The following is a 22087-nucleotide window of genomic DNA, read 5'->3' as shown; positions in this document are numbered from 1 at the left end:
CGTCAGGCGAGGCCCGCGACCAGCTCCGCGATGTCCTTGCGGCGGCCCGTGAAGAACGGGACCTCCTCGCGGACGTGCATCCGGGCCTCGGAGGCGCGCAGGTGACGCATGAGGTCGACGATGCGGTACAGCTCGTCGGCCTCGAAGGCCAGCAGCCACTCGTAGTCGCCCAGCGAGAACGAGGCGACCGTGTTGGCGCGCACGTCCGGGAAGCCGCGGGCCATCTTGCCGTGGTCGGCGAGCATGCGGCGGCGGTCCTCGTCGGCGAGCAGGTACCACTCGTAGGAGCGCACGAACGGGTAGACGCTGACGTAGTTGCGCGGCGTCTCGTCGGCCAGGAACGCCGGGATGTGCGAGCGGTTGAACTCGGCGGGGCGGTGCAGCGCCATGTTCGACCACACCGGCGTCAGGGCGCGGCCCAGCCGGGTGCGGCGGAACAGGTTGTACGCCTCCTGGAGCTGGTCGCTGGTCTCGGCGTGCCACCAGATCATCAGATCGGCGTCGGCGCGCAGCCCGGAGACGTCGTAGGTGCCGCGGATGGTCACGTCCTTGGCGGCGAGCTGGTCGAAGAGCTCCTGGACCTCGTCGGCGTAGCCCGCGCGGTCCTCGGGGAGCACGTCCTTCAGCTTGAAGACGGACCACAGGGTGTAGCGGATGACCTCGTTGAGGTCCTTGGCCAGCTTGCCCTTGTTCGGGATCCTGCCGGACTCGGTGGTGGGGGCGTCGTCACTCATGGTCCCTATTCTCCCGCTCCGCCGTGCAGGCTCTGCACCGGGTCGGCCGTCAGTTCCTCAAGGGCGCGCAGGTCCCCGGTCAGCTGGTCCACGGCCGCGTGGGCGCTCGCGACGCAGGCGGGGATGCCCACCCCGTCGTACTGCGCCCCGCAGAGCGCGAGGCCCGGCAGCTCGGCGGCGTGCTCGCGGACGCGGGCCACGCGCGCGTGGTGGCCGACGGGGTACTGGGGCAGGCCGTCGGTCCAGCGGGTGACGCGGGTCTCCAGGGGCGTGGCGTCCAGGCCGGTGGCCTCCCGCAGGTCGTGCCGGGAGACCTCGACGAGGCCGGCGTCGTCGCGCTGGAGGACCGCGGTCTCGCCGTGCCGTCCGACCGAGGTGCGCAGCACGACGACGTCCGGGTCCTCGTCGGCGATCCAGCCCCATTTGCGGGAGGCGAAGGTGGAGGCCTTGATGGTGCGGCCGTCGACGGGCGGGACCAGGAAGCCGCTGCCTTCGGGCAGGTCGAGGCCGGCGCGGCGGTAGGCGAGGGTGATCAGGGCCATGGAGGCGTACTCCACGGCGGCCAGTTCGGCCGCGGCGGCGGGCGCCTCGGCCCGCAGGAGGCCGGCGGCGACGGGGGCGGGGACGGCGACGATCACGCCGTCGGCGTGCAGCACGCGGTCGCCGGCCACGACGCGCCACACCGTGCCCGCGTCGGTGCGCACGGGCGGGAGACCGGGCGCACCGGCCGGTGCGCCGTCCCCGCCGGCGGCCCGTACCCCGCCGGACCGCTCCGCCGCCACCCTCCGCAGCTCCGTCACCGGGGTCCCGGTCAGGATCTCGCCGCCACGGGCGCGTACCGACTCGGCGACGGCGAGGGGCAGGGTGCCGATGCCGCCCTCGATGCCCATGAAGACCGGGCCGGTCTGCTGGTCGGCGGCGGCCCTGGCCTGGATCTCGCGGACGGCCTCGGTCAGCGAGTCGTGGGTCCTGGCGGCCTGGTAGAGCTGCGGTACCGCCGAGCGCAGCGAGATGCGGTAGGCGTCGCCCGCGTAGACCCCGCCGAGCAGGGGCTCGACCAGCCGGTCGACGACCTCGCGGCCCAGCCGCGCCGCGACGTACTCCCCCACCGCGACGTCGTCGCCGACCTCGGTGCGGGGCAGTTCGGCGTCGCGTGCGATGCGGGCGACTCCCTCGTCGGACAGCACCCCGGCCAGCGCGCCGGCGGTGCCGGGGACGCCCATGACGTGGCCCTTGGGCATCGGGCGCAGGGCGCCCCGGGTCCAGATCGAGGCCGTCGCGGTGGCCGGCGGCCGGAGCCGGCCGCCGAGCCCCACCTCGCGGGCGAGGGCGACCGCCTCCGGCCTGCGGGCCAGCATCGACTCGGCGCCGAGGTCCACCCGCACGCCCGCGATCTCACCGGGCAGCAGCTTCCCGCCGACCCTCCCCGAGGCCTCCAGCACGGTCACGCGCGCGCCGCGCTCCAGCAGCCGGTGGGCCGCGGCCAGCCCCGCGATGCCGGCTCCGATGACCACGACATGCCCCGTGCCCGTACCCGTTGCGCTCATGACCCCACTCTCTCAGACCGCTCCGGCGGTCCCGCCCCGGCCCGGTGACCGGCACGCGGCCGGACCGTGACCTCATCGGGACCGGCACGGCCCAACGTCCCGGCCCGCCCGGGCGTCGAAGAAGCGTCAGTCGTCATCACCCCCGGGGGGGAACCATGCGCCATCCCGTACGACCCGCCCTCGCCGGCCTGCTGCTCGCCGCCGCGCTCGTGCTCACCGGCTGCGGCGCGGGCGGCAGTTCCGGCGACAGTTCAGCCGGCGACGCCAAGGGTTCCGCGAACGGCGCCGCCCAGGAGGCGGCGGCGGGCTCGGCGGGTGCCAAGGACAGCGGCGGCAAGGGCACCGACCGGACCACGCCCGATCCCACGGCCGGCCACATCATCCGCACCGCCTCCCTGACCGTGCAGGTCAAGGATGTGGCGAAGGCCCTGGACGCGGCCCGCGGCACGGCCGAGAGCGCCGGCGGCTACGTCGGCGACGAGTCCACCAGCCGGGACGCCCAGGGGCGCGAGCGCACCCGGGTGGTGCTGCGCGTGCCCACCGAGCGGTACGACGAGGTGCTCTCCGACCTCCAGGGCGCGGGCCGGCTGCTGAGCCGTACCGCCAAGGCGCGGGACGTCACCGACCAGGTGGTGGACGTGGACAGCCGGATCAGGTCGCAGCGGGCCAGCGTGGCCCGGGTCCGCGCGCTGATGGACCGGGCGACCGAACTCGCCGACGTGGTCACCCTGGAAGGGGAGTTGAGCAGCCGGGAGTCCGATCTGGAGGCGCTGCTGGCCCGGCAGGCGTCCCTGAAGGACCGCACCGGCCTGGCGACCGTCACGCTGTCGCTCACCCCGACGCCGGTGGAGAAGGCGGCCGCGAAGGACGACTCGCCCGGGTTCACGGACGCCCTGTCCGGCGGCTGGCACGCCCTTGTCACCCTGCTGCGCTGGATCTCCCTGGCGCTGGGCGCGCTTTTGCCGTTCGCGGCGCTGGCGGCGGTCCCTGCGCTGCTGTGGTGGAAGGTCGTCCGCGGGCGCCGTGCGGCCGCCCGGCCGGGCAGCGAGACCTGAGCGGGCCCGAAATGCCGGGGCCCCGTAGCGTGTTCGCATGAGCATGGACGGTGGGCGGGAACGACTGGTCGTGATCGGCGGGGACGCCGCGGGTATGTCCGCGGCGTCCCAGGCGCGTCGGCTGCGGGGACCTGACGAGCTGGAGATCGTGGCCTTCGAGCGCGGGCACTTCAGCTCCTACTCGGCGTGCGGCATCCCGTACTGGGTCGGCGGGGACGTCGAGGAGCGGGACGAACTGGTCGCCCGCTCGCCCGAGGAGCACCGGGCGCGCGGGATCGACCTGCGGATGCGCACCGAGGTCACGGAGATCGACGTGGCCGGGAAGCGGGTACGCGCGCGTGCCCTCGATTCCGGCGCCGAGTCCTGGACGCCGTACGACAAGCTCGTCATCGGTACCGGGGCGCGTCCCGTACGGCCCGTCCTGCCGGGGGTGGACGCGCCGGGCGTGCACGGGGTGCAGACGCTCGACGACGGCCAGGCGCTCCTGGACACGCTGGCACGCACGCGTGGCCGTCGTGCCGTCGTGGTCGGCGCCGGTTACATCGGCGTCGAGATGGCCGAGGCGATGATCAACCGCGGGTACGAGGTGACGGTCGTCAACCGGGGCAGCGAGCCCATGTCGACGCTCGACCCGGACATGGGCCGCCTGGTGCACAAGGCCATGGCGGGCCTCGGTATCACGATGGTCGACGACGCCGAGGTCACGGAGGTGCTCACCGGCGCGGACGGCAGGGTGCGGGCGGTGGCCACGCGGGACGGCGAGTACCCGGCGGACGTGGTGATCCTCGGCATCGGCGTCCGCCCGGAGACGGGCCTCGCCGCGGCGGCGGGTCTGCCGCTGGGCCGCCACGGCGGTCTGCTGACGGACCTCGCGATGCGGGTGCGCGGCCACGAGGACATCTGGGCGGGCGGCGACTGCGTGGAGGTCCTGAACCTGGTCTCGGGCCAGGAGCAGTACGTGCCGCTGGGCACCCACGCCAACAAGCACGGCCAGGTCATCGGGACCAACGCGGGCGGCGGCTACGCCACGTTCCCGGGCGTCGTCGGCACCGCGGTGAGCAAGGTCTGCGACCTGGAGATCGCCCGCACCGGTCTGCGCGAGAAGGACGCGCTGCGCGTCGGTCTCCGGTTCGAGACGGTCACCGTCGAGTCCACGAGCCGCGCCGGCTACTACCCCGGCGCTGCCCCGATGACGGTCAAGATGCTCGCGGAGCGCCGGACGGGCCGCCTGCTGGGCGTCCAGATCGTCGGACGGGAGGGCGCGGCCAAGCGGGTCGACATCGCGGCGGTCGCCCTCACGGCGAGGATGACGGTGGAGCAGATGACGGCCCTGGACCTGGGCTACGCGCCCCCGTTCTCACCCGTGTGGGACCCGGTGCTGGTGGCGGCGAGGAAGGCGGTGGCGAAGGTGCGCGCGTCGTGACGGGCGCGCCTCAGGCCGTCCCGCTGATCCTCGGCAACGAGGTGACGCCCGCCCCTCCCGGCGCTGCCGCGGCCGTGGTCGCGGTCGCGGTCGGCTGCTCCGTCCCGGGGCGGGCGTGCGCCGCCGCCGGCCGGGTGGACCGGAGCCGGTTGCCCACCGCCTCGTCCAGCGTCACCGGCCGCTGGAGCTGCGCGGCCAGCCGCCCCGCCTCCTGACCGAGCCGCGCCACGTCCTCCCAGGGCAGCCGCACGACGAGGGAGATCTCCGCCTCGCCGTCGGGCATGGCCTGCATGGGAGGGAATGCCTGGGAGGTGACCCGCTCGTTCATCGCCTGTTCCTCACGTCGCGTCGCCCGAACCTCACGTCGGTCGCAGAGACATACGCACCCGCCCGGGCCGACGTTCACATGTTCGCCCCCGGCTTCGGCCCGCCGCTGCCTGGGCACTACTTACCTGTGGTCATCCCCGTCCATGACGTGAACCCGGTGCGCCGTACGCCGTACGTGACGTACGCGCTGATCGCCGTGAACCTCCTCGTCTTCCTGTTCACGCCCGGCATCGCCGACTCCGTGGCGGGCGGCAGCGACCTGGCGCAGCTGTGCCACCTCCAGGCCTTCATGGACCACTACGCGGCGGTCCCCCGGGAGCTGATCCACCATCAGATGCCCCGGAGCGTGCCGACCGGCCAGGTGGGCATGGGCCGGCACGGCCCCGGCTGCGTGATCGGCCCGCCGGCCTACGACAAGTCGCCGGCGCTGTCCGTCTTCACGGCGATGTTCCTGCACGGCAGCTGGCTGCACCTGCTGGGCAACATGCTGTTCCTGCTGATCTTCGGCAACAACGTCGAGGACCGGATGGGCCACGTCCGGTTCTTCCTCTTCTACGTCGTCTGCGGCTACGCGGCCGGTTACGGCTTCGCGCTCGTCAACGACACCTCGGGCGACCCGCTGATCGGCGCGTCCGGCGCGATCGCCGGCGTCCTGGGCGCCTATCTGGTCCTCTATCCGCGGGCCAGGGTCTGGGTGCTGGTGCCCTTCCTGGTCTTCCTGCCGCTGCGGCTGCCGGCCTGGCTGGTGCTGGGCTTCTGGTTCGTGCTCCAGGCCGTGTACTCGTCGGGGCACGGTGTCTCGGACGCCGGGACGGTGGCGTACGCGGCGCACATCGTCGGCTTCCTCGCCGGCATGCTGCTGGCGTGGCCGCTCAAGGCGGGCACGCCTGAGCCGCCGGAGCCGCGCGGCCTGCTGTTCGGCAGGCGGGCCCGGCCCCGGCACGGCTGGTAGGCGGGGTCAGCGCGTGCTGTGCGTGTGGACGTACTCGACGAGACGGGTGAGCGCGTCGGGGTCGGTGGACGGCATCACACCGTGGCCGAGGTTGAAGACATGGCCCTCCAGACCGGCGGCCGCGTCGAGGACCTCGCGCGCCTTGGTCTCCACGACGTCCGTGCCCGCGAACAGGACGGTCGGGTCGAGGTTGCCCTGGAGCGCCTTGCCGGGGCCGATGCGGCGGACGGCCTCGTCGAGCGGGACGCGCCAGTCGACACCGACGACGTCCGCGCCGGCCTCGCCCATCAGGCCCAGCAGCTCGCCGGTGCCGACTCCGAAGTGGATGCGCGGGACGCCGTATCCGGCGACGGCGTCGAAGACCTTCGCGGAGGCGGGCAGCACCGAGCGCCGGTAGTCGGCGGGGGCGAGCGCGCCGGCCCAGGAGTCGAAGAGCTGGACGGCCGAGGCACCGGCCTCGATCTGCACCTTCAGGAAGGCGGCCGTGATGTCGGCGAGGCGGTCGAGGAGGTCGGCCCAGAGCTGGGGGTCGCCGTACATCATCGACTTGGCGTTCTCGTAGGTGCGCGAGGGGCCGCCCTCGACGAGATAGCTCGCGAGGGTGAACGGGGCGCCGGCGAAGCCGATCAGCGGGGTCGGGCCGAGCTCGGCGGTGAGCAGACCGATGGCCTCGGTGACGTAGGAGACGTCCTCGGGGGTGAGGTCGCGGAGCTGGGCGAGGTCGGCGCGGGTGCGGATCGGCTGCGCGACGACCGGACCGACGCCGGGCTTGATGTCCAGGTCGATGCCGATGGCCTTGAGCGGCACGACGATGTCGCTGAAGTAGATCGCCGCGTCCACATGGTGCCGGCGGACGGGCTGGAGGGTGATCTCGGCGACCAGCTCGGGCCGCGTGCACGACTCCAGCATCGGGATGCCCTCGCGCACCTTGTGGTACTCGGGCAGCGAGCGGCCGGCCTGGCGCATGAACCAGACGGGGGTGTGCGGCACGGGTTCACGCCTGCACGCCTTCAGGAAGGCACTGTCGTACGTCGCTGTCGGCTGCTGGCCCGCGGGGCTTCCGTTCGCACTCACGACGGCAAGTCTCCCACGGCCGGGAACCCGGCGTGGCCGCACCCCGCGCGGCACCCCGGGTGGTGCCTTAGGTGGTGTCTCTCCCTGCGCGAAGGCGTCGTTCCCCTTACTCTTCCCCGCATGGCTGCGGCTCAGGGACGACTGTCGGACGGCGCTGGCGGGATGGGCGAGGGGAAGGACACCGGGGAGGGGCAAGGGCATACGGGGAGTACGGCGCCACCGGTACCACCGGCCTTCCGGGCCGCGGTCGACGGACTGCGCGGGGCGCGGCTGCGGCCGCAGGTCGAGGTGGAGGCGACGCCGGCGCCGCAGCGGCTCGCCCCGTTCGCGTACGCGCTGGAGGCGGCGGTGGTCGACGGCGACGAGGATCTCGCCGACGGGCGGCTGGTGCTGCTGCACGACCCGGCCGGGCACGACGCCTGGCGGGGTACGTTCCGGCTGGTGACGCTGGTGCGCGCGGAGCTGGAGCCGGAGATGGCGGCCGATCCGCTGCTGCCGGAGGTGTGCTGGTCGTGGCTGACGGGCGCGATGCAGGCGCGCGGTCTGTCGTACGGCGAGGTGAGCGGGACGGTCACGCGCGCGAGTTCGCACTACTTCGGCGGGCTGTCCGAACGCCCGGCCGCCTCGCAGATCGAGATCCGGGCCTCGTGGACGCCCCGGGAGGGCCGGGCGGGGGTGCCGGACACCGCGGCCCATCTCGCCGCCTGGTGCGATCTGCTGGCGCAGATCGGCGGGCTGCCGCCGGCCGGCCCCGGGGACGCGTCGGTGGTCACGCTGCCGCAGCGCCGCGACCCGCAGGCCCGCTGACCCTCACCGGCGTCTCACCTGCCCCTCACCGTCGTGGGCCGGGACCCGTCCACCCGGGTCCCGCAGACTCACCCTCCGTTGACCATCTCTTTGTCGATACGGCCACTTTCAGTCCCGTACGACAACGGCCCGAACCGACTCGATCTTCGGATGATCGATCGCGTGTCCGAATTGCACGTATTGTTACTCACCAGATCGTGATCATTCTCTAAAGGCGGACGGGTTTGGTGCCGAAGACGACTGTGACCTTGAAAGCACGGTTCGTCCCGGCTTCATCCCCACAAGCCGGCCCCCCGTCCCCCACCCCAGGAGGCCTGGTGTCCGTTCTCCTAGAGCAGCCCGCAAGCCTGGTCGCCTACCGCCCGAACAAGCCCACCGCCATGGTGGTCGTGGCCGACCCCCGCGTCCGTTCCACCGTCACCCGCCACCTGTGGGCACTCGGCGTGCGCGACGTCATCGAAGCCTCGTCCATCGCGGAGGCTCGTCCCCGCATCGGCAACCCCCGCGACATCTGCGTCGCCGACGTCCACCTCCCCGACGGCTCCGGCCTGACCCTCCTGTCCGAGACCCGTGCGGCGGGCTGGCCCAACGGCCTGGCCCTGTCCGCCGCCGACGACATCGGCGCCGTGCGCAACGCCCTGGCCGGCGGCGTCAAGGGCTACGTCGTCACCGGCACCCGCACCAACATCGGGCTCCCCAGCCGACCCGGTGCCTCCCCCATCGGCGCCGCCGCCCGTATGCACCGCCGCCCCCCGGGTGCCCCGAGCCACCCGGGCGGCTACCGCGAGCTCTCCGGCCGTGAGGTCGAGGTGCTCCGACTGGTCGCCGAGGGCCAGTCGAACAAGGCGATCGGCGTCTCGATGGGCCTGTCCGCCCTGACCGTCAAGAGCCACCTCGCCCGCATCGCCCGCAAACTCGGCACCGGCGACCGCGCCGGGATGGTCGCCGTGGCCCTGCGCACCGGCATCATCCACTGACCGAGCGGGTCACCGACCGGTCGTACGTTCACCGACGTGAACCTGATCGGCCGCTGGTCCACGGTCACGTCCCGCCCCGCTGTCCCCCGTTCGTGAACCTGATCTTTCACCGACCTGACTGGTTTACGACCCTCCGGCGCCCGTCGGCGGAACGTTCCGTCGACGGGCGCCGTCCACACACGGATACCCTTGACATGTGACCGACGCCCAAGACACCGCAGCAGACAGTTCACTGCGCACCACCGGGGGTACCCCTCCGGACGACGCCGGATCTTCTGTGACGGGGGCGCCGGTCCCTTTGCTGGAGCCGCGTGAGGGCATTCCGCCCGTGGTCGCCGACGAGGCCGCGCTCGCCCGCGTGACCGCCGCGTTCGCCGCCGGCTCCGGCCCCGTCGCCGTCGACGCGGAGCGCGCGTCCGGCTACCGCTACGGGCAGCGCGCCTACCTCGTCCAGCTGCGCCGCGAGGGCGCCGGCACCGCGCTGATCGACCCCGTCGCCTGCCCCGACCTCTCCGGCCTCGACGAGGCACTGGCCGGCGTCGAGTGGGTGCTGCACGCGGCCACCCAGGACCTGCCCTGTCTGCGCGAGATAGGCATGGCACCCGGCACCCTCTTCGACACCGAGCTGGCCGGACGCCTGGCCGGGTTCCCCCGGGTCGGACTCGGCGCGATGGTCGAGAGCGTCCTCGGCTTCGTCCTGGAGAAGGGCCACTCCGCCGTCGACTGGTCGACCCGGCCGCTGCCCGAGCCGTGGCTGCGCTACGCGGCGCTCGACGTCGAACTCCTCGTCGACCTGCGGGACGCCCTGGAGAAGGAGCTGGACCGGCAGGGCAAGCTGGAGTGGGCGCGGCAGGAGTTCGACGCGATCGCGGCCGCCCCGCCGGCCGAGCCGAGGAAGGACCCCTGGCGCCGGACGTCCGGGATGCACAAGGTGCGCAGGCGCCGGCAGCTGGGCGTGGTCCGCGAGCTGTGGGAGACGCGGGACCGGATCGCCCAGAAGCGGGACGTGTCGCCCGGCAAGGTGCTCAGCGACGCGGCGATCGTGGAGGCGGCGCTCGGCCTGCCGCCGAACGTGCACGCCCTCGCGGGGCTGAACGGGTTCGGGCACCGGATGGGCCGGAGGCAGTTGGAGCAGTGGCAGGCGGCGGTGGACCGCGCCAAGGCGCTGCCGGACTCCGCGCTGCCGCAGCCGGGGCAGCCGGTGACGGGGCCGCCGCCGCCACGGGCGTGGGCCGACAAGGATCCCGCCGCGGCGGCCCGGCTGTCCGCGGCGCGGGCGGCGGTGTCGGCGCTGGCCGAACAGCTCGGCATGCCCCAGGAGAACCTGATCACCCCGGACACGGTGCGGCGGCTGTGCTGGGAACCGCCGGCGGTGGCGGACACGGTGAGCGTGGGGGATGCGCTGGAGCGGTACGGCGCGCGCCCCTGGCAGGTGGAGCAGGTCACGCCGGTCCTCGTGGGCGCGTTGTCCGCGTAGGTGCCGCCGCGGGGCGCGTCATCTGGTCGCGCCCCGCGTGAAGCCGTTGTAGATGAGTCTCTGCAAACACAGGAAGACGATCAGGGTCGGCAGGATGACCAGGATCGCGCCCGCGGAGATGATCTCCCAATGGGCTCCATAAGGACCGCGGAAGCGGAACAGCGACGTCGAGATCACGCCAAGATCTTGTGACGGCATGTAGAGAAAAGGGATGTAGAAGTCGTTGTAGACGGCTATCCCCTTCACTATCACCACCGTCGCCGTCGCCGGTTTCAGAAGCGGCAGGATGATTCGACGGTAGATCGTGAACGCGTTCGCGCCGTCGAGCCGGGCCGCCTCGTCCAGGGAGATCGGGATCGAGCGGACGAACTGCAGGAAGATGTAGATCGAGACGATGTCCGTGCCCATGTAGAGCGCTATCGGCGCCCACCGGGTGTCGAACAGGCCGAAGCTGTTGACGATCTGGAAGGTGGCCACCTGGGTGGTCACTCCGGGAACCAGCGCGGCCAGCAGGAAGAGCACCACCACCAGCTTTTTGAAACGGAACGTGAAGCGGTCTATCGCGTACGCGGTCATCGAACCGATCAGGACCGTGCCGCCGATCGAGAAGACGACGATGAAGAGCGTGTTCCCGAAGGCGCGCAGCATTCCGCCGTCCCGGAACGCGATCACGTAGTTGTGGAAGTTCAGCAGGTCGTCCGGGAGGGTCAGCGCGCCGCTGCCGTCCGCCATCTCCGACGACGACTTGAGGGACGTCAGCAGGACCACGGTGAGCGGGAGCAGGACGACGACCGCGGCCGCGGCCAGGGAGAGGTGGACCGCCGCGCGGGCCGGTCCGCGGCGCGTCATACGAGGTCCACCCTCTCGTCGGGCACCAGCCGCCGTTGCAGCCAGGTCACCGCCAGGACGATCAGCAGCAGGACGACGGCGGCGGCCGAGGCGAGTCCGGTCTTGTTGTACTGGAAGGCCAGCTTCACCGTCTGCGTCACGAAGGTCTCCGTGCCGGTCGCGCCGCCGGTCATGATGTACGGCACCTCGAAGACGGACAGCGAGCCCGAGACGGAGAGGACGACCGTCAGCGTCACCACCGGTTTGATGCCCGGCGCGATGATGTACCGGAACTGGTGCCAGCGATTCGCGCCGTCCAGTTCGGCCGCCTCGTAGAGTTCCCCGGGGATCGACTGGATCGCGCCCAGGAAGAGGACGAAGTTCAGGCCCATGTAGCGCCATACCGAGACGCCGGCCAGGGAGGTGTTCGCGGATACCGGGGTGCCCAGCCAGGCGTGGTGCGTGTGGACGCCCAGCAGGGCGAGGACGGAATCGAGTGTGCCGCCGTCCTGGAAGAAGTAGAGGAACACGAATCCGATCGCGACGCCGTTGATCAGGGACGGGAAGAACAGCACCCCTTTGAAGAAATTGCGGAAACGGACGTCGAAACCGAGGACCGTGGCGAAGTACAGCGCGGCGACGATCTGGACGGCGGAGGCCGCCAGGTAGTACGCGCTCACCAGGAAGACCTCGAAGAGGTCGGGGCGGGTGAAGATCTCCGCGTAGTTGCGGGCGCCCGTGTAGTGGAGTTCGGGGCTGACCCCGTCCCAGTCGGTGAAGCTGTACGCCAGCATGTTGACGATCGGCGCGTAGGTGAAGGTGACCAGGAGCGCGAGCGGGGCCAGCAGGAAGAGCCAGGGGGTGAGGCGCCGCGAGAACGTCATGACGTCCCCGCCGTCCCGCGGGCCTCGGTCCACTTCTCGCCGAGGTCGTCCAGGAAGCCGTCCAGGGTGCCGCCGCGGGCGCCGCGGGCGAGGTCGACGAGCTTCTGACGGTAGTCGGGGGCGTAGATGCCGGTCTCGGCCTGGGCGTCGATGAGCTTGACCCGGGCACCGGCCGAGTCGTCCAGCTCGATGAGCTTGACGCCTTCTTCCTCGTACGGCTTGAGGACCGCCGGCAGGGGGGCGTCCTTGAGCGGGGAGATCGCCAGGTTGTCCTTGTCGTAGCCGGACTTGTCGGTGAACCAGTCGATCCAGGCGCGGGCGGCCGCCTTGTGCCGGGAGTGGATGTTGACGGCCTGGTTGTAGTCGGGGCCGACGGTGCCGCAGAACTTCCCGTCGGTCTGCGCCGGGAAGGGCATGAAGCCGATGTCGTCGGGGTCCGTGCCGGCCTTCTTCGCCGCGTCCTCGAACTGGACGCCGGCCCAGGTGCCGAGCCACTGGGTGGCGATCTTCCCCTTGGCCAACTGGCCCTTGGAGGCTTCCCAGTTGGTGGTGGTCGGGTCGTTCTCGGCCAGCCCGTCGTGCACGATGTCGTACAGCAGGGTGTCGCCCACCCGCAGATCGGCCCCCGCCGCCCACGGGTTCCCCTCGGCGAGCTTCGTCGTCGCCTGCGGGTCGCAGTGGACCGAGCCGTTGACGGAGGTCCAGGAACTCAGCGGCCACTGGGCGGCGTAGTTGGTGTAGTACGGGGTCGCACCGGTCCTCGCCTTGATCGCCTTGAGGTCGGCGAGGAACTCGGCGGGGCTGGTGGGCCATCGGGTGACCCCGGCCGCCTTCCAGACCCGTTTGTTGTAGACGAAGCCCGGCATCACGCCGATCGGGCTCTGGCCGTAGACCTTGCCGCCGACCGTGGTGTAGCCGGTGAACCGGTACTTGCCGGAGAGTTCGGCCTGACTGCCGAGGGAGGCGAAGAACTTCGGGTAGTCGCTCTTCTTGATGACCCCGGGGATCATCAGGACGTCGCCGTAGTTCTCCGTGTTCATGCGGATCTTGACTTCGGCCTCGTAGTTGGTGAGCGCCTGGAACTCGACCTTCACCTTCGGGTAGACCTTGTTGAACTCCGCCGCGTACCTGTCCAGCGTGCCGTCCTGCTTCAGATCGGTCCGCTGGGTGAGGACCGTGATGGTCCCGGTCACCTTCGAGGGGTCGTCGGGCGCCTTGGCGTCCGCTCCCTTCGTCGCACCGCCTGTACCGGTACAGGCGGCCAGCAGGAGCGCGGTTGCGGTGGCGAGGGCGGCGAGCGTACGTCCGTTCATGTGCGTCCACTCCGTTCGGCAGAGACGGAAGAGCACTTGCGGGGTTGGCTGATTCGGCACTCTGACAGCGCTTTCCTCAACCGGTAAAGTCCCAATCCCGCCAAGGATGCGGAAAGTACGCCCAGTGCTGGAGTGAACCGGTTTAGGGAGTGCGCATGCTGGAGGTCACGCCGTTCGGCGCGGGTTGGGTCCTGGAGTACGAGGGGGGCGGGCTGCCGGCGGCGGTGCCGGGGTGTGTGCACACGGACCTGCTGGCCGCGGGGGTGATCCCGGACCCGTTCCTCGGACGGAACGAGACCGAGGTGGCCTGGGTCGGGCGGCGGGGGTGGACGTACACGGCCGGGCTCGACGCGCCGTCCGGGCACGAGCGGACCGACCTGGTCTTCGAGGGGCTGGACACCGCGGCCGAGATCACGCTGGACGGCCGGCTGCTGGGCCGCACCCGGAACATGCACCGCTCGTACCGCTTCGACGTGACCGGGCGGGGAGGGCCGCTCGCGGTGCGGTTCGCCTCCGCGTACACCGAGGCGGCCGCGGTGCGCGACCGGCTGGGCGAGCGGCCCGCCGCCTACGCCGAGCCGTACCAGTACATCCGGAAGATGGCCTGTTCCTTCGGCTGGGACTGGGGGCCGACCCTGGTGACGGCCGGTCTGTGGCGGCCGGTGCGGCTCGAACACTGGTCGACGGCCCGGATCGAGCGGGTGCGTCCGCTGGTCACCGTCGAACAGGGCGTCGGTGTCGTGGAGTTGCACGTCGACGTGGAGCGGACCCGGCCCGGGGCGAAGCTGGACGTCGAGGTGCGGGTGGCCGGGCGGACCGCCCGGGCCGCCGTCGCAGGGACGGCGGGGACGGTACGGGTGGAGGTGCCGGACGCGGCCCTGTGGTGGCCGCGCGGGTACGGCGAACAGCCGCTGTACGAGGTCGAGCTGACGCTGCTGCACGGGGACGCGGTGCTCGACTCCTGGCGGCGGCGGGTCGGCTTCCGGACCGTGGAGCTGGACCGGCGCGCCGACGCGCACGGCACCGGGTTCACCCTCGTCGTCAACGGCGAGCGGCTGTTCGCACGGGGCGTCAACTGGATCCCGGACGACGTGTTCCCCTCGCGGGTGACGAGGCAGCGGTACCGGCAGCGGCTCGGGCAGGCCGCGGCGGCGGGCGTGGATCTGGTCCGGGTGTGGGGCGGGGGGATCTACGAGAGCGAGGACTTCTACGACGCCTGCGACGAGTCGGGGCTGCTGGTGTGGCAGGACTTCCCGTTCGCGTGCGCGGCCTACCCGGAGGAGCAGCCGCTGCGCGGCGAGGTGGAGGCGGAGGCCCGGGAGAACGTCGTACGGCTGATGCCGCATCCCTCGCTGGTGCTGTGGAACGGCAACAACGAGAACCTGTGGGGCTTTCGGGACTGGGGGTGGGAGGAGCGGCTGGCCGGGGAGTCCTGGGGCGAGGGGTACTACCTGGGGCTGCTGCCGCGGGTGGTGGCCGAGCTGGACCCGACGCGGCCCTACGCGGCGGGCAGCCCGTGGTCCGGGGCGTGGGAGCGGCATCCGAACGATCCGGCGCACGGCACGCACCACTCCTGGGAGGTCTGGAACCGCGCGGACTACGCGGACTACCTGCGTGAAGTGCCGCGCTTCGTGGCCGAGTTCGGCTGGCAGGCACCGCCCGCGTACGCCACGCTGCGGCGGGCGCTGCCGGACGAGACGCTCGCGCCGGACTCCCCCGGCATGCTGCACCACCAGAAGGCCGACGACGGGAACGGGAAGCTGAGGCGGGGGCTGGAACGCCATTTCGCCTTCCCCGAGGGGGACTTCGACCGGTGGCACTATCTGACGCAGGTCAACCAGGCACGGGCCGTGGCCGCCGGGATCGAGCACTGGCGCGCGCACTGGCCGGTGTGCGCCGGCACGGTCGTCTGGCAGCTCAACGACTGCTGGCCGGTGACCTCCTGGGCCGCGCTCGACGGGGACGGGCGGGAGAAGCCGCTCTGGCACGAGCTGCGGCGGCTGTACGCGGACCGGCTGCTGACGCTTCGGCCGCGGGGCCGGGAACTGGTGCTGACCGCCGTCAACCAGGCGCCGGAGGCGTGGGAGGGGCCGGTCACCCTGCGCCGGGCCACCGTCGACGGGGTGGTGGTCGCGCGGGTGAGCGTGGAACTGGCGGCCGGGGCACGGGCGGTGGCGTCGGCCGACGTGCCGAGGGAGCTGCTCCCGGACGGCGCGAAGGAGTTCCTGGTCGCCGACGCGGGCCCGCTGCGCGCGCTGTGGTTCCCGGCGCCGGACCGCGAGATCCCCTATGTGCGGCCGGAGTTCGAGGTGACCGTGGCTCCGGGCGAGGTCACGGTGATGGCCCGCACCCTCGTACGGGACCTGCTGCTCCAGGCCGACCGGCTGGACCCGGCGGCGCGGGCCGACCGGGGGCTGGTCACGCTCCTTCCCGGGGAACGGGTCACGATCGGGGTGAGCGGCTGGGAGACTCCCGACGTGGCCGCCGCCCGGGCCGCCCTGTACTGCGTGGAGCCCTCCCGATGACAGCACCCCGCGTCACCATCAAGGACGTCGCCGCGCGCGCCGGGGTGTCCAAGGGCGCCGTGTCGCTGGCCTTCAACCACAAGCCGGGGCTGGCCGAGGCTACCCGGGACCGGATCTTCACGGCCGCGCGGGAACTGGGCTGGGCCCCGGACACCACGGCGCGCTCGCTGGCCGGGGCGCGGGTGGACGTGGTGGGCCTCGCGATCTGCCGGCCGGCCCGGATGCTCGGGCTCGAACCCTGGTACATGGAGTTCATCTCGGGTCTGGAGAGCGTGCTGACCGAGCACTCCTGCTCGCTGCTGCTGCGCCTGGTGCGCGGCCTGGAGGAGGAGGTCGGGCTGCTGGAGTCCTGGTGGAAGGGGCGGCACATCGGCGGGGCGATCCTCGTCGACTTCCGGGCGGACGACCCCCGGGTGGCGGCGGGGCGGCGGCTGGGGGTGCCGGTGGTGGCCGTGGGGCATCCCTCGCTGACGGGCGGGCTGACGTCGGTGTGGACGGAGGACGGGGACGCGGTGGCGGAGGCCGTGCGGTACCTGGCGGCGCTGGGGCACCGCAGGATCGCGCGGGTCGGCGGGGCCGCGGCGCTCGGCCACACCGCGCTGCGGACGGCGGCGTTCGAGGAGGCGGCGCGGGTGCTGGAGCTGGCCGGGGCGTGGCAGGTGACGACCGACTACTCCGGGGAGGCGGGGGCGCGGGCGACGCGGTCGCTGCTGAGCGCCGCCGCGGCGGAGCGGCCGACGGCGATCGTGTACGACAACGACATCATGGCGGTGGCGGGGCTCTCGGTGGCCGCGGAGATGGGGCTGCGGGTGCCGGGGGACGTGTCGTTGCTGGCGTGGGACGACTCGCAGCTGTGCCGGCTCACCCATCCGACGTTGTCGGCGATGAGCCATGATGTGCACGGGTTCGGGGCGGATGTGGCGCGTACGTTGTTCGGGGAGGGCGGGTCGCATGCGGTGGCCACTCCGGTGCTGACCCCGCGGGGGTCCACCGCGCCGCCGCGGTGAGGCGCCGTGCGGGTCCGCGGGTCCGTCGTGACTGGTCGCGCCCACGCGGCGGAGCCGCGTATCGGCTACGCCCCGCGCCCCTGACGGGGCGCTCCCCGGCCGTCGGCTCCAATGTGACCTTCGCCGCTCCCGGCGTCGGGGCTGTGCAGTCACGTTACTCATAAGTAGCATGGGGCTGAGCGCGCGCTCAGCGCATCGCAGCAGTGCCATCCCGCACCCTGGAGGAGAGCCATCGTGCCTCGTACCGTCAGGGATGTCGTCTTCGTCGACGGCGTCCGCACCCCGTTCGGCAAGGCGGGCCCGAAGGGCATCTACCACGAGACCCGCGCCGACGACCTCGTCGTGAAGGCGATCCGGGAGCTGCTGCGCCGCAACCCCGGTCTGGACACCAAGAAGATCGACGAGGTCGCCATCGCCGCGACCACGCAGATCGGTGACCAGGGTCTGACCATCGGCCGTACCGCGGGCATCCTCGCGGGTCTGCCGCAGTCCGTGCCGGGCTACTCCATCGACCGGATGTGCGCCGGCGCCCTGACCGCCGTCACCACGGTCGCCGGTTCCGTCGCCTTCGGCGCGTACGACGTCGCCATCGCCGGCGGTGTCGAGCACATGGGCCGCCACCCGATGGGCGAGGGCGTCGACCCGAACCCGCGGTTCGTCAGCGAGAAGCTGGTCGACGAGTCGGCGCTGTTCATGGGCATGACCGCCGAGAACCTGCACGACCGCTACCCGACGATCACCAAGGAGCGCGCGGACGAGTACGCGGTCCGCTCCCAGGAGAAGGCCGCCAAGGCGTACGCCGACGGCAAGATCCAGGCCGACCTGGTGCCGATCTCGGTGCGCCGGACCAGCCCGGAGGGCGGCGAGACCGGCTGGGGCCTGGTGACCGCCGACGAGCCGATGCGGCCGGGGACCACCCTGGAGAACCTGTCGGGTCTCAAGACGCCGTTCCGCGTCCACGGGCGGGTCACCGCCGGTAACGCGGCCGGTCTGAACGACGGTGCGACCGCCTCGCTGATCGCCTCCGAGGACTTCGCCCGCGAGAACAACCTGCCGGTGAAGATGCGTCTCGTGGCGTACTCCTTCGCGGGTGTGGAGCCGGAGGTCATGGGCTACGGCCCGATCCCGGCCACGGAGAAGGCGCTCGCGCAGGCGGGGCTCGGCATCTCCGACATCGGTCTCTTCGAGATCAACGAGGCCTTCGCCGTGCAGGTGCTGGCCTTCCTGGAGCACTACGGCATCGCGGACGACGACGAGCGCGTCAACCAGTACGGCGGCGCGATCGCCTTCGGCCACCCGCTGGCCTCTTCGGGCGTGCGTCTGATGACGCAGCTGGCCCGCCAGTTCGAGGAACAGCCGAACGTCCGCTACGGCCTGACCACCATGTGCGTCGGCTTCGGCATGGGCGCGACGGTCATCTGGGAGAACCCGCACTTCGAGGGGGACAAGTGAGCACCACCGCCGAGCTTCTGAAGCAGGCCTCGGACCTGTTCCCCGACGAGGTCGTGACGTCGGCGCACGTACGCCACTTCGACCTGCCGTCCGGGGCCGGCCGCTTCGCGCTGATCACCCTGGACAACGGCCTGGACCACACCAAGCCGACCACCTTCGGTCCGGCCTCGCTGGCGAACCTCGACACCGCCGTCGACCAGGTCGAGAAGGAGGCGGCCGAGGGCACGATCGTCGGTGTCGGCATCACCGGCAAGCCGTTCATCTTCGCGGTCGGCGCCGACCTCAAGGGTGTCGAGCTGCTGAAGGAGCACGAGCACGCGCTCGCCATCGGCAAGGGCGGCCACGAGGTCTTCAAGCGGCTGTCGGGCCTCGCGGTGCCGACCTTCGCGTACTACAACGGCGCCGCCATGGGCGGTGGCGTCGAGGTCGGTCTGCACTGTACGTACCGGACCGTGTCCAAGGCCATCCCGGCGTTCTCGCTGCCCGAGGTCTTCCTCGGCCTGGTTCCCGGCTGGGGCGGTTGCGCCCTGCTCCCGAACCTGATCGGCGCCGACAAGGCCGTCTCGGTGATCATCGAGAACAGCCTCAACCAGAACAAGCAGCTCAAGGGCCAGCAGGTCTTCGACCTCGGCATCGCCGACGCCCTCTTCGAGGGTGCCGACTTCCTGGAGCAGTCGCTGATCTGGACCGCCCAGGTGCTGAAGGGCGACATCGAGGTCGAGCGCCCGGTGATCGACCGCGGCGAGGCCTGGGACCAGGCCGTCGCGCGCGGCCGGTTCATCGCGGACTCCAAGGTGCACGGCGCGGCCCCGGCCGCCTACCGCGCCCTGGACATCATCGCCGCCGCCCGGAACGGCGACCTCCAGCAGGGCTACGACGCCGAGGACCTGGCGCTCGCCGACCTGATCATGGGCGGTGAACTGCGCGCCGGCATCTACGCGTTCAACCTGGTGCAGAAGCGCGGCAAGCGTCCGGCGGGTGCGCCCGACAAGAACCTGGCGCGTCCGGTCACCAAGGTCGGTGTCGTCGGCGCCGGTCTGATGGCCTCCCAGCTCGCGCTGCTCTTCCTGCGCCGCCTGGAGGTGCCGGTCGTGCTGACCGACATCGACCAGGAGCGCGTCGACAAGGGGGTGGGCTACGTCCACGCCGAGATCGACAAGCTGCTCGGCAAGGGCCGGATCAACCAGGACAAGGCCAACCGCCTCAAGGCCCTGGTCACCGGTGTGCTGGACAAGGCCGAGGGCTTCTCCGACGCGGACTTCGTCATCGAGGCCGTGTTCGAGGAGATCGGCGTCAAGCAGCAGGTGTTCGCGGAGGTCGAGGCGGTCGCCCCGGCGCACGCGATCCTCGCCACCAACACCTCCTCGCTGTCGGTGACGGAGATGGCGTCGAAGCTCAAGCACCCCGAGCGGGTCGTGGGCTTCCACTTCTTCAACCCGGTCGCGATCCTCCCGCTCCTGGAGATCGTGCGCGGCGAGCAGACCGACGACGCGTCCCTCGCGACCGCGTTCGCCGTCGCCAAGAAGCTGAGGAAGACCGCGGTGCTGGTGAAGGACGCCCCGGCGTTCGTCGTCAACCGCATCCTCACCCGCTTCATGGGCGAGATCCAGAACGTCATCGACGAGGGCACCCCGGTCGAGGTCGCGGAGGAGGCGGTCGAGCCGCTGGGTCTGCCGATGTCCCCGCTGGTGCTCCTGGAGCTGGTCGGTCCCGCGATCGGCCTGCACGTCTCGGAGACCCTCAACCGGGCCTTCCCGGACCGCTTCACGGTCTCCCCGAACCTCGCGGCCGTCGTCAAGGCGGGCAAGCGCGGCTTCTACGTGTACGACAGCGGCAAGCCGGAGCTGGACCCCGAGGTCGCCGCGCTGCTGAAGCAGGGCGACTCGGTCCTCTCCGAGGAGCAGGTCCGCGCGCGCGTCCTGGACGCCGTCGCCCAGGAGATCGGGCTGATGCTCGACGAGGGTGTCGTCGCCGAGGCGCAGGACATCGACCTCTGCCTGATCACGGGCGCCGGCTGGCCCTTCCACCTGGGCGGCATCACGCCGTACCTGGACCGCGAGGGTGTCTCCGAGCGGGTGAACGGCAAGAAGTTCCTGGCCCCGGGGCTGGCCTCGGTCCCGGTGTGACGGCTGACGCGTGAAGGGGGCCTCCGCGGTGTGCGGAGGCCCCCTTCCGTAGGCCCGGACGGCTACGGGCCGTACGCCGGCAGTGCGCCCGGCGAGGCCCCGAAGTCGCCGATGTGGACGGTGACCTCGGACCAGACGCGGTGACCGAGGTCGTCCTCGAAGGCCAGCTCGAAGCGGTCGTAGCCGAGGTGTTCGGGGTCCGCCTGGTAGATGACGCTGCCGTCGGACATGCAGGTGAGCGTGGCGTGCCGGGCGAGACCGACGCCCATGAAACGCAGGCCGGGGGCGGGGCTGTGGCCGGCGGGCAGCACCGCGCGGCCGCCGGGGCGCAGGTTCATGCTCTGGCCGGGCAGCCAGTGGCGCCGCACCCGGAAGCCGGCCTCGGAGACGGCGGCCGACGGGATCAGCTTGCCGCCCTGGGCCGGCATCAGACCGACGACGATCCGGGGCAGCAGTACCGCGCCCTCGGCGGCGTTGTCGCCGATCCGGATCCGGCAGGTGACGGTGCGGGGTTCGGCGTCGCTGGCGTAGGTGGCGTAACGGCCGTTGTGGAGATGGCTCATGCCCTGGTGCCCGACCATCGCGGCGACCCCGCCGAGGAAGTCGTCGAGCAGGTAGCCGTAGGTGCGCCAGGCGCCGCCGGTGGGGGTGACGGCGACGGTCAGGGCGATCTCCTGGCCGGGGGCGACCGGCTGGGCGGGGTCGGTGTCGGCGAAGAGTTCGAGCGTGCCGCCGATCCGGGCGTCCTGCGGATGCGTCACCCACGCACGGGCGAGCGGGTACCGGTCGCTCACCGCAAAACCTCGCCGGGCGCCGCCGCTTTCGCGGTTCTTTCCCTGGTCACGCGCTGGACGTCGTGGTCGTCGAGGAAGGCGATGGCGGTCTCCGGGATGTCGGTGTCGAGGTTCTGGAAGTGCGCGGGGGTGAGCTGGGAGCGGGCGCGCAGTTCGCCGGCCACGTAGCGGGCGCACTCGGTGGCGCCCTGGCCGCGCAGATGGGTGTTGTCGGCGATGCCCTCGGGGTAGTTGGGGTGCTCGCCGGGCGCCAGGTGGAGGAAGAGGTCCCTGGTGCCGTGCGGGCCCGCCTGCCGCCACCGGCCGGCGCTCCACTCGTTGAGGTCGACCAGGGGCACGGACAGCCCCGCCGCCAGTTCGCGCATCGCCGCGGGGTAGAGGCCCAGGGGGCGACGCAGGTTGCCGTGGGAGTCGAAGACGCGGCGCTCGTGGCTGGTGACGAACACCGGGTGGGCGCCGCGCTCGCGGGCGCCGTGGGCGTACCGGCGCAGGAACCGCTGGTAGTCGCCGAAGGGTTCGGTGAAGCGGCCGGCGCCGGGCAGCATGTCGATCAGCCCGAAGGAGACCAGCAGCAGATCGCCGGGGACGAGCCGGTCCAGGATCCAGGCCAGCCGGCCGCGCTCCAGGAAGCTGCGCGAACTGGAGCCGGCCCGGGCCGCGTTGACGACCTCGGCGTCGCGGAGGAAGAGCTGGAGCACCTGGCCCCAGCCGGCCATCGGCGCCATGCTGCGCGGCCGGCCGGTCACGCTGGAGTCGCCGGCGAGGAAGATCCTGGGGTGCCGCAC

Annotated in this window: 19 protein-coding genes; 10 read left to right on the top strand and 9 right to left on the bottom strand. The window is 72.0% G+C overall.

Going from position 1 to position 22087, the window contains the following annotated elements; translation table 11 throughout:
• Positions 1-2: 2 nt before the first annotated feature.
• Positions 3-734, bottom strand: a complete 732-nt coding sequence (hemQ, locus tag ACZ619_RS25980) for a hydrogen peroxide-dependent heme synthase (RefSeq protein WP_469603406.1) — start codon at positions 732-734, stop codon at positions 3-5.
• A gap of 5 nt (positions 735-739) precedes the next feature.
• Positions 740-2281: a protoporphyrinogen oxidase gene (gene hemG, locus ACZ619_RS25975; protein WP_469603404.1), complete on the bottom strand. Its 1542-nt coding sequence runs from the start codon at positions 2279-2281 to the stop codon at positions 740-742.
• Between the two features lie 155 nt (positions 2282-2436).
• Here hemG and ACZ619_RS25970 point away from each other — a divergent pair, with 155 nt between their 5' ends.
• The gene (locus ACZ619_RS25970; protein ID WP_469603401.1) at positions 2437-3336 is read left to right on the top strand and encodes a DUF4349 domain-containing protein; all 900 of its coding nucleotides are present in this window, start codon (positions 2437-2439) and stop codon (positions 3334-3336) included.
• 37 nt (positions 3337-3373) lie between these two features.
• Entirely contained in the window at positions 3374-4759 is a 1386-nt protein-coding gene (locus ACZ619_RS25965) for an FAD-dependent oxidoreductase (RefSeq protein WP_469603398.1), read from the top strand.
• Positions 4760-4769: 10 nt separating this feature from the next.
• Here ACZ619_RS25965 and ACZ619_RS25960 read toward each other — a convergent pair whose 3' ends face one another.
• On the bottom strand, positions 4770-5087 hold the full coding sequence (locus ACZ619_RS25960; RefSeq protein ID WP_469603396.1) for a hypothetical protein: 318 nt from the start codon (positions 5085-5087) through the stop codon (positions 4770-4772).
• 126 nt (positions 5088-5213) lie between these two features.
• On the opposite strand from ACZ619_RS25960, the gene ACZ619_RS25955 reads away from it, so the two are divergent.
• The gene (locus ACZ619_RS25955) at positions 5214-6038 is read left to right on the top strand and encodes a rhomboid family intramembrane serine protease (protein WP_469603721.1); all 825 of its coding nucleotides are present in this window, start codon (positions 5214-5216) and stop codon (positions 6036-6038) included.
• 6 nt (positions 6039-6044) lie between these two features.
• On the opposite strand, the gene hemE is transcribed toward ACZ619_RS25955, so the two are convergent.
• A complete protein-coding gene (gene hemE, locus ACZ619_RS25950; protein WP_469603393.1) occupies positions 6045-7112 on the bottom strand; it encodes a uroporphyrinogen decarboxylase in 1068 nt (355 codons plus the stop codon).
• A gap of 120 nt (positions 7113-7232) precedes the next feature.
• Here hemE and ACZ619_RS25945 point away from each other — a divergent pair, with 120 nt between their 5' ends.
• The 3 genes from ACZ619_RS25945 (at position 7233) to ACZ619_RS25935 (ending at position 10373) form a co-directional block, all read left to right on the top strand.
• On the top strand, positions 7233-7919 hold the full coding sequence (locus ACZ619_RS25945) for a DUF3000 domain-containing protein (protein ID WP_469603390.1): 687 nt from the start codon (positions 7233-7235) through the stop codon (positions 7917-7919).
• A gap of 317 nt (positions 7920-8236) precedes the next feature.
• Complete coding sequence (locus ACZ619_RS25940; protein ID WP_469603387.1) at positions 8237-8896, top strand: helix-turn-helix transcriptional regulator; 660 nt, start codon at positions 8237-8239, stop codon at positions 8894-8896.
• A 196-nt stretch (positions 8897-9092) separates the two neighbouring features.
• Positions 9093-10373 (top strand): HRDC domain-containing protein, encoded by a 1281-nt coding sequence (locus ACZ619_RS25935; RefSeq protein WP_469603384.1) that lies wholly within the window; start codon positions 9093-9095, stop codon positions 10371-10373.
• Positions 10374-10391: 18 nt separating this feature from the next.
• On the opposite strand, the gene ACZ619_RS25930 is transcribed toward ACZ619_RS25935, so the two are convergent.
• From ACZ619_RS25930 to ACZ619_RS25920, 3 genes are read right to left on the bottom strand one after another with little or no spacing between them, the layout of a single operon-like run.
• A complete protein-coding gene (locus tag ACZ619_RS25930; RefSeq protein WP_469603381.1) occupies positions 10392-11222 on the bottom strand; it encodes a carbohydrate ABC transporter permease in 831 nt (276 codons plus the stop codon).
• Positions 11219-12085, bottom strand: coding sequence for a carbohydrate ABC transporter permease (locus tag ACZ619_RS25925; protein WP_469603379.1), 867 nt, complete (start codon positions 12083-12085; stop codon positions 11219-11221). Before ACZ619_RS25925 ends, ACZ619_RS25930 begins: the two co-directional genes overlap by 4 nt.
• The gene (locus ACZ619_RS25920) at positions 12082-13398 is read right to left on the bottom strand and encodes an ABC transporter substrate-binding protein (protein ID WP_469603376.1); all 1317 of its coding nucleotides are present in this window, start codon (positions 13396-13398) and stop codon (positions 12082-12084) included. Before ACZ619_RS25920 ends, ACZ619_RS25925 begins: the two co-directional genes overlap by 4 nt.
• A gap of 155 nt (positions 13399-13553) precedes the next feature.
• Between ACZ619_RS25920 and ACZ619_RS25915 the strand changes: the two genes are divergently transcribed.
• From ACZ619_RS25915 to ACZ619_RS25900, 4 genes are all read left to right on the top strand, one after another.
• Positions 13554-15923: a glycoside hydrolase family 2 protein gene (locus ACZ619_RS25915; RefSeq protein WP_469603373.1), complete on the top strand. Its 2370-nt coding sequence runs from the start codon at positions 13554-13556 to the stop codon at positions 15921-15923.
• Positions 15920-16930 (top strand): LacI family DNA-binding transcriptional regulator, encoded by a 1011-nt coding sequence (locus ACZ619_RS25910; RefSeq protein WP_469603371.1) that lies wholly within the window; start codon positions 15920-15922, stop codon positions 16928-16930. Before ACZ619_RS25915 ends, ACZ619_RS25910 begins: the two co-directional genes overlap by 4 nt.
• Before the next feature lie 234 nt (positions 16931-17164).
• Positions 17165-18382 carry a thiolase family protein gene (locus tag ACZ619_RS25905; RefSeq protein WP_469603368.1) on the top strand — a complete coding sequence of 406 codons (1218 nt, stop codon included), beginning with the start codon at positions 17165-17167 and terminating at the stop codon, positions 18380-18382.
• Positions 18379-20508 carry a 3-hydroxyacyl-CoA dehydrogenase NAD-binding domain-containing protein gene (locus tag ACZ619_RS25900; RefSeq protein ID WP_469603365.1) on the top strand — a complete coding sequence of 710 codons (2130 nt, stop codon included), beginning with the start codon at positions 18379-18381 and terminating at the stop codon, positions 20506-20508. Before ACZ619_RS25905 ends, ACZ619_RS25900 begins: the two co-directional genes overlap by 4 nt.
• A 62-nt stretch (positions 20509-20570) precedes the next feature.
• Here the strand turns inward: ACZ619_RS25900 and ACZ619_RS25895 are convergent, their stop codons facing one another.
• Both ACZ619_RS25895 and ACZ619_RS25890 read right to left on the bottom strand, forming a co-directional pair.
• Positions 20571-21302, bottom strand: coding sequence for a hypothetical protein (locus ACZ619_RS25895; protein ID WP_469603363.1), 732 nt, complete (start codon positions 21300-21302; stop codon positions 20571-20573).
• A complete protein-coding gene (locus ACZ619_RS25890) occupies positions 21299-22087 on the bottom strand; it encodes a rhamnogalacturonan acetylesterase (protein ID WP_469603360.1) in 789 nt (262 codons plus the stop codon). Before ACZ619_RS25890 ends, ACZ619_RS25895 begins: the two co-directional genes overlap by 4 nt.

This window comes from Streptomyces sp. NPDC104367, from assembly GCF_055583825.1.
Note: the sequence above shows the minus strand (reverse complement) of the source record. Positions and strands in the feature narration are given on the sequence as shown.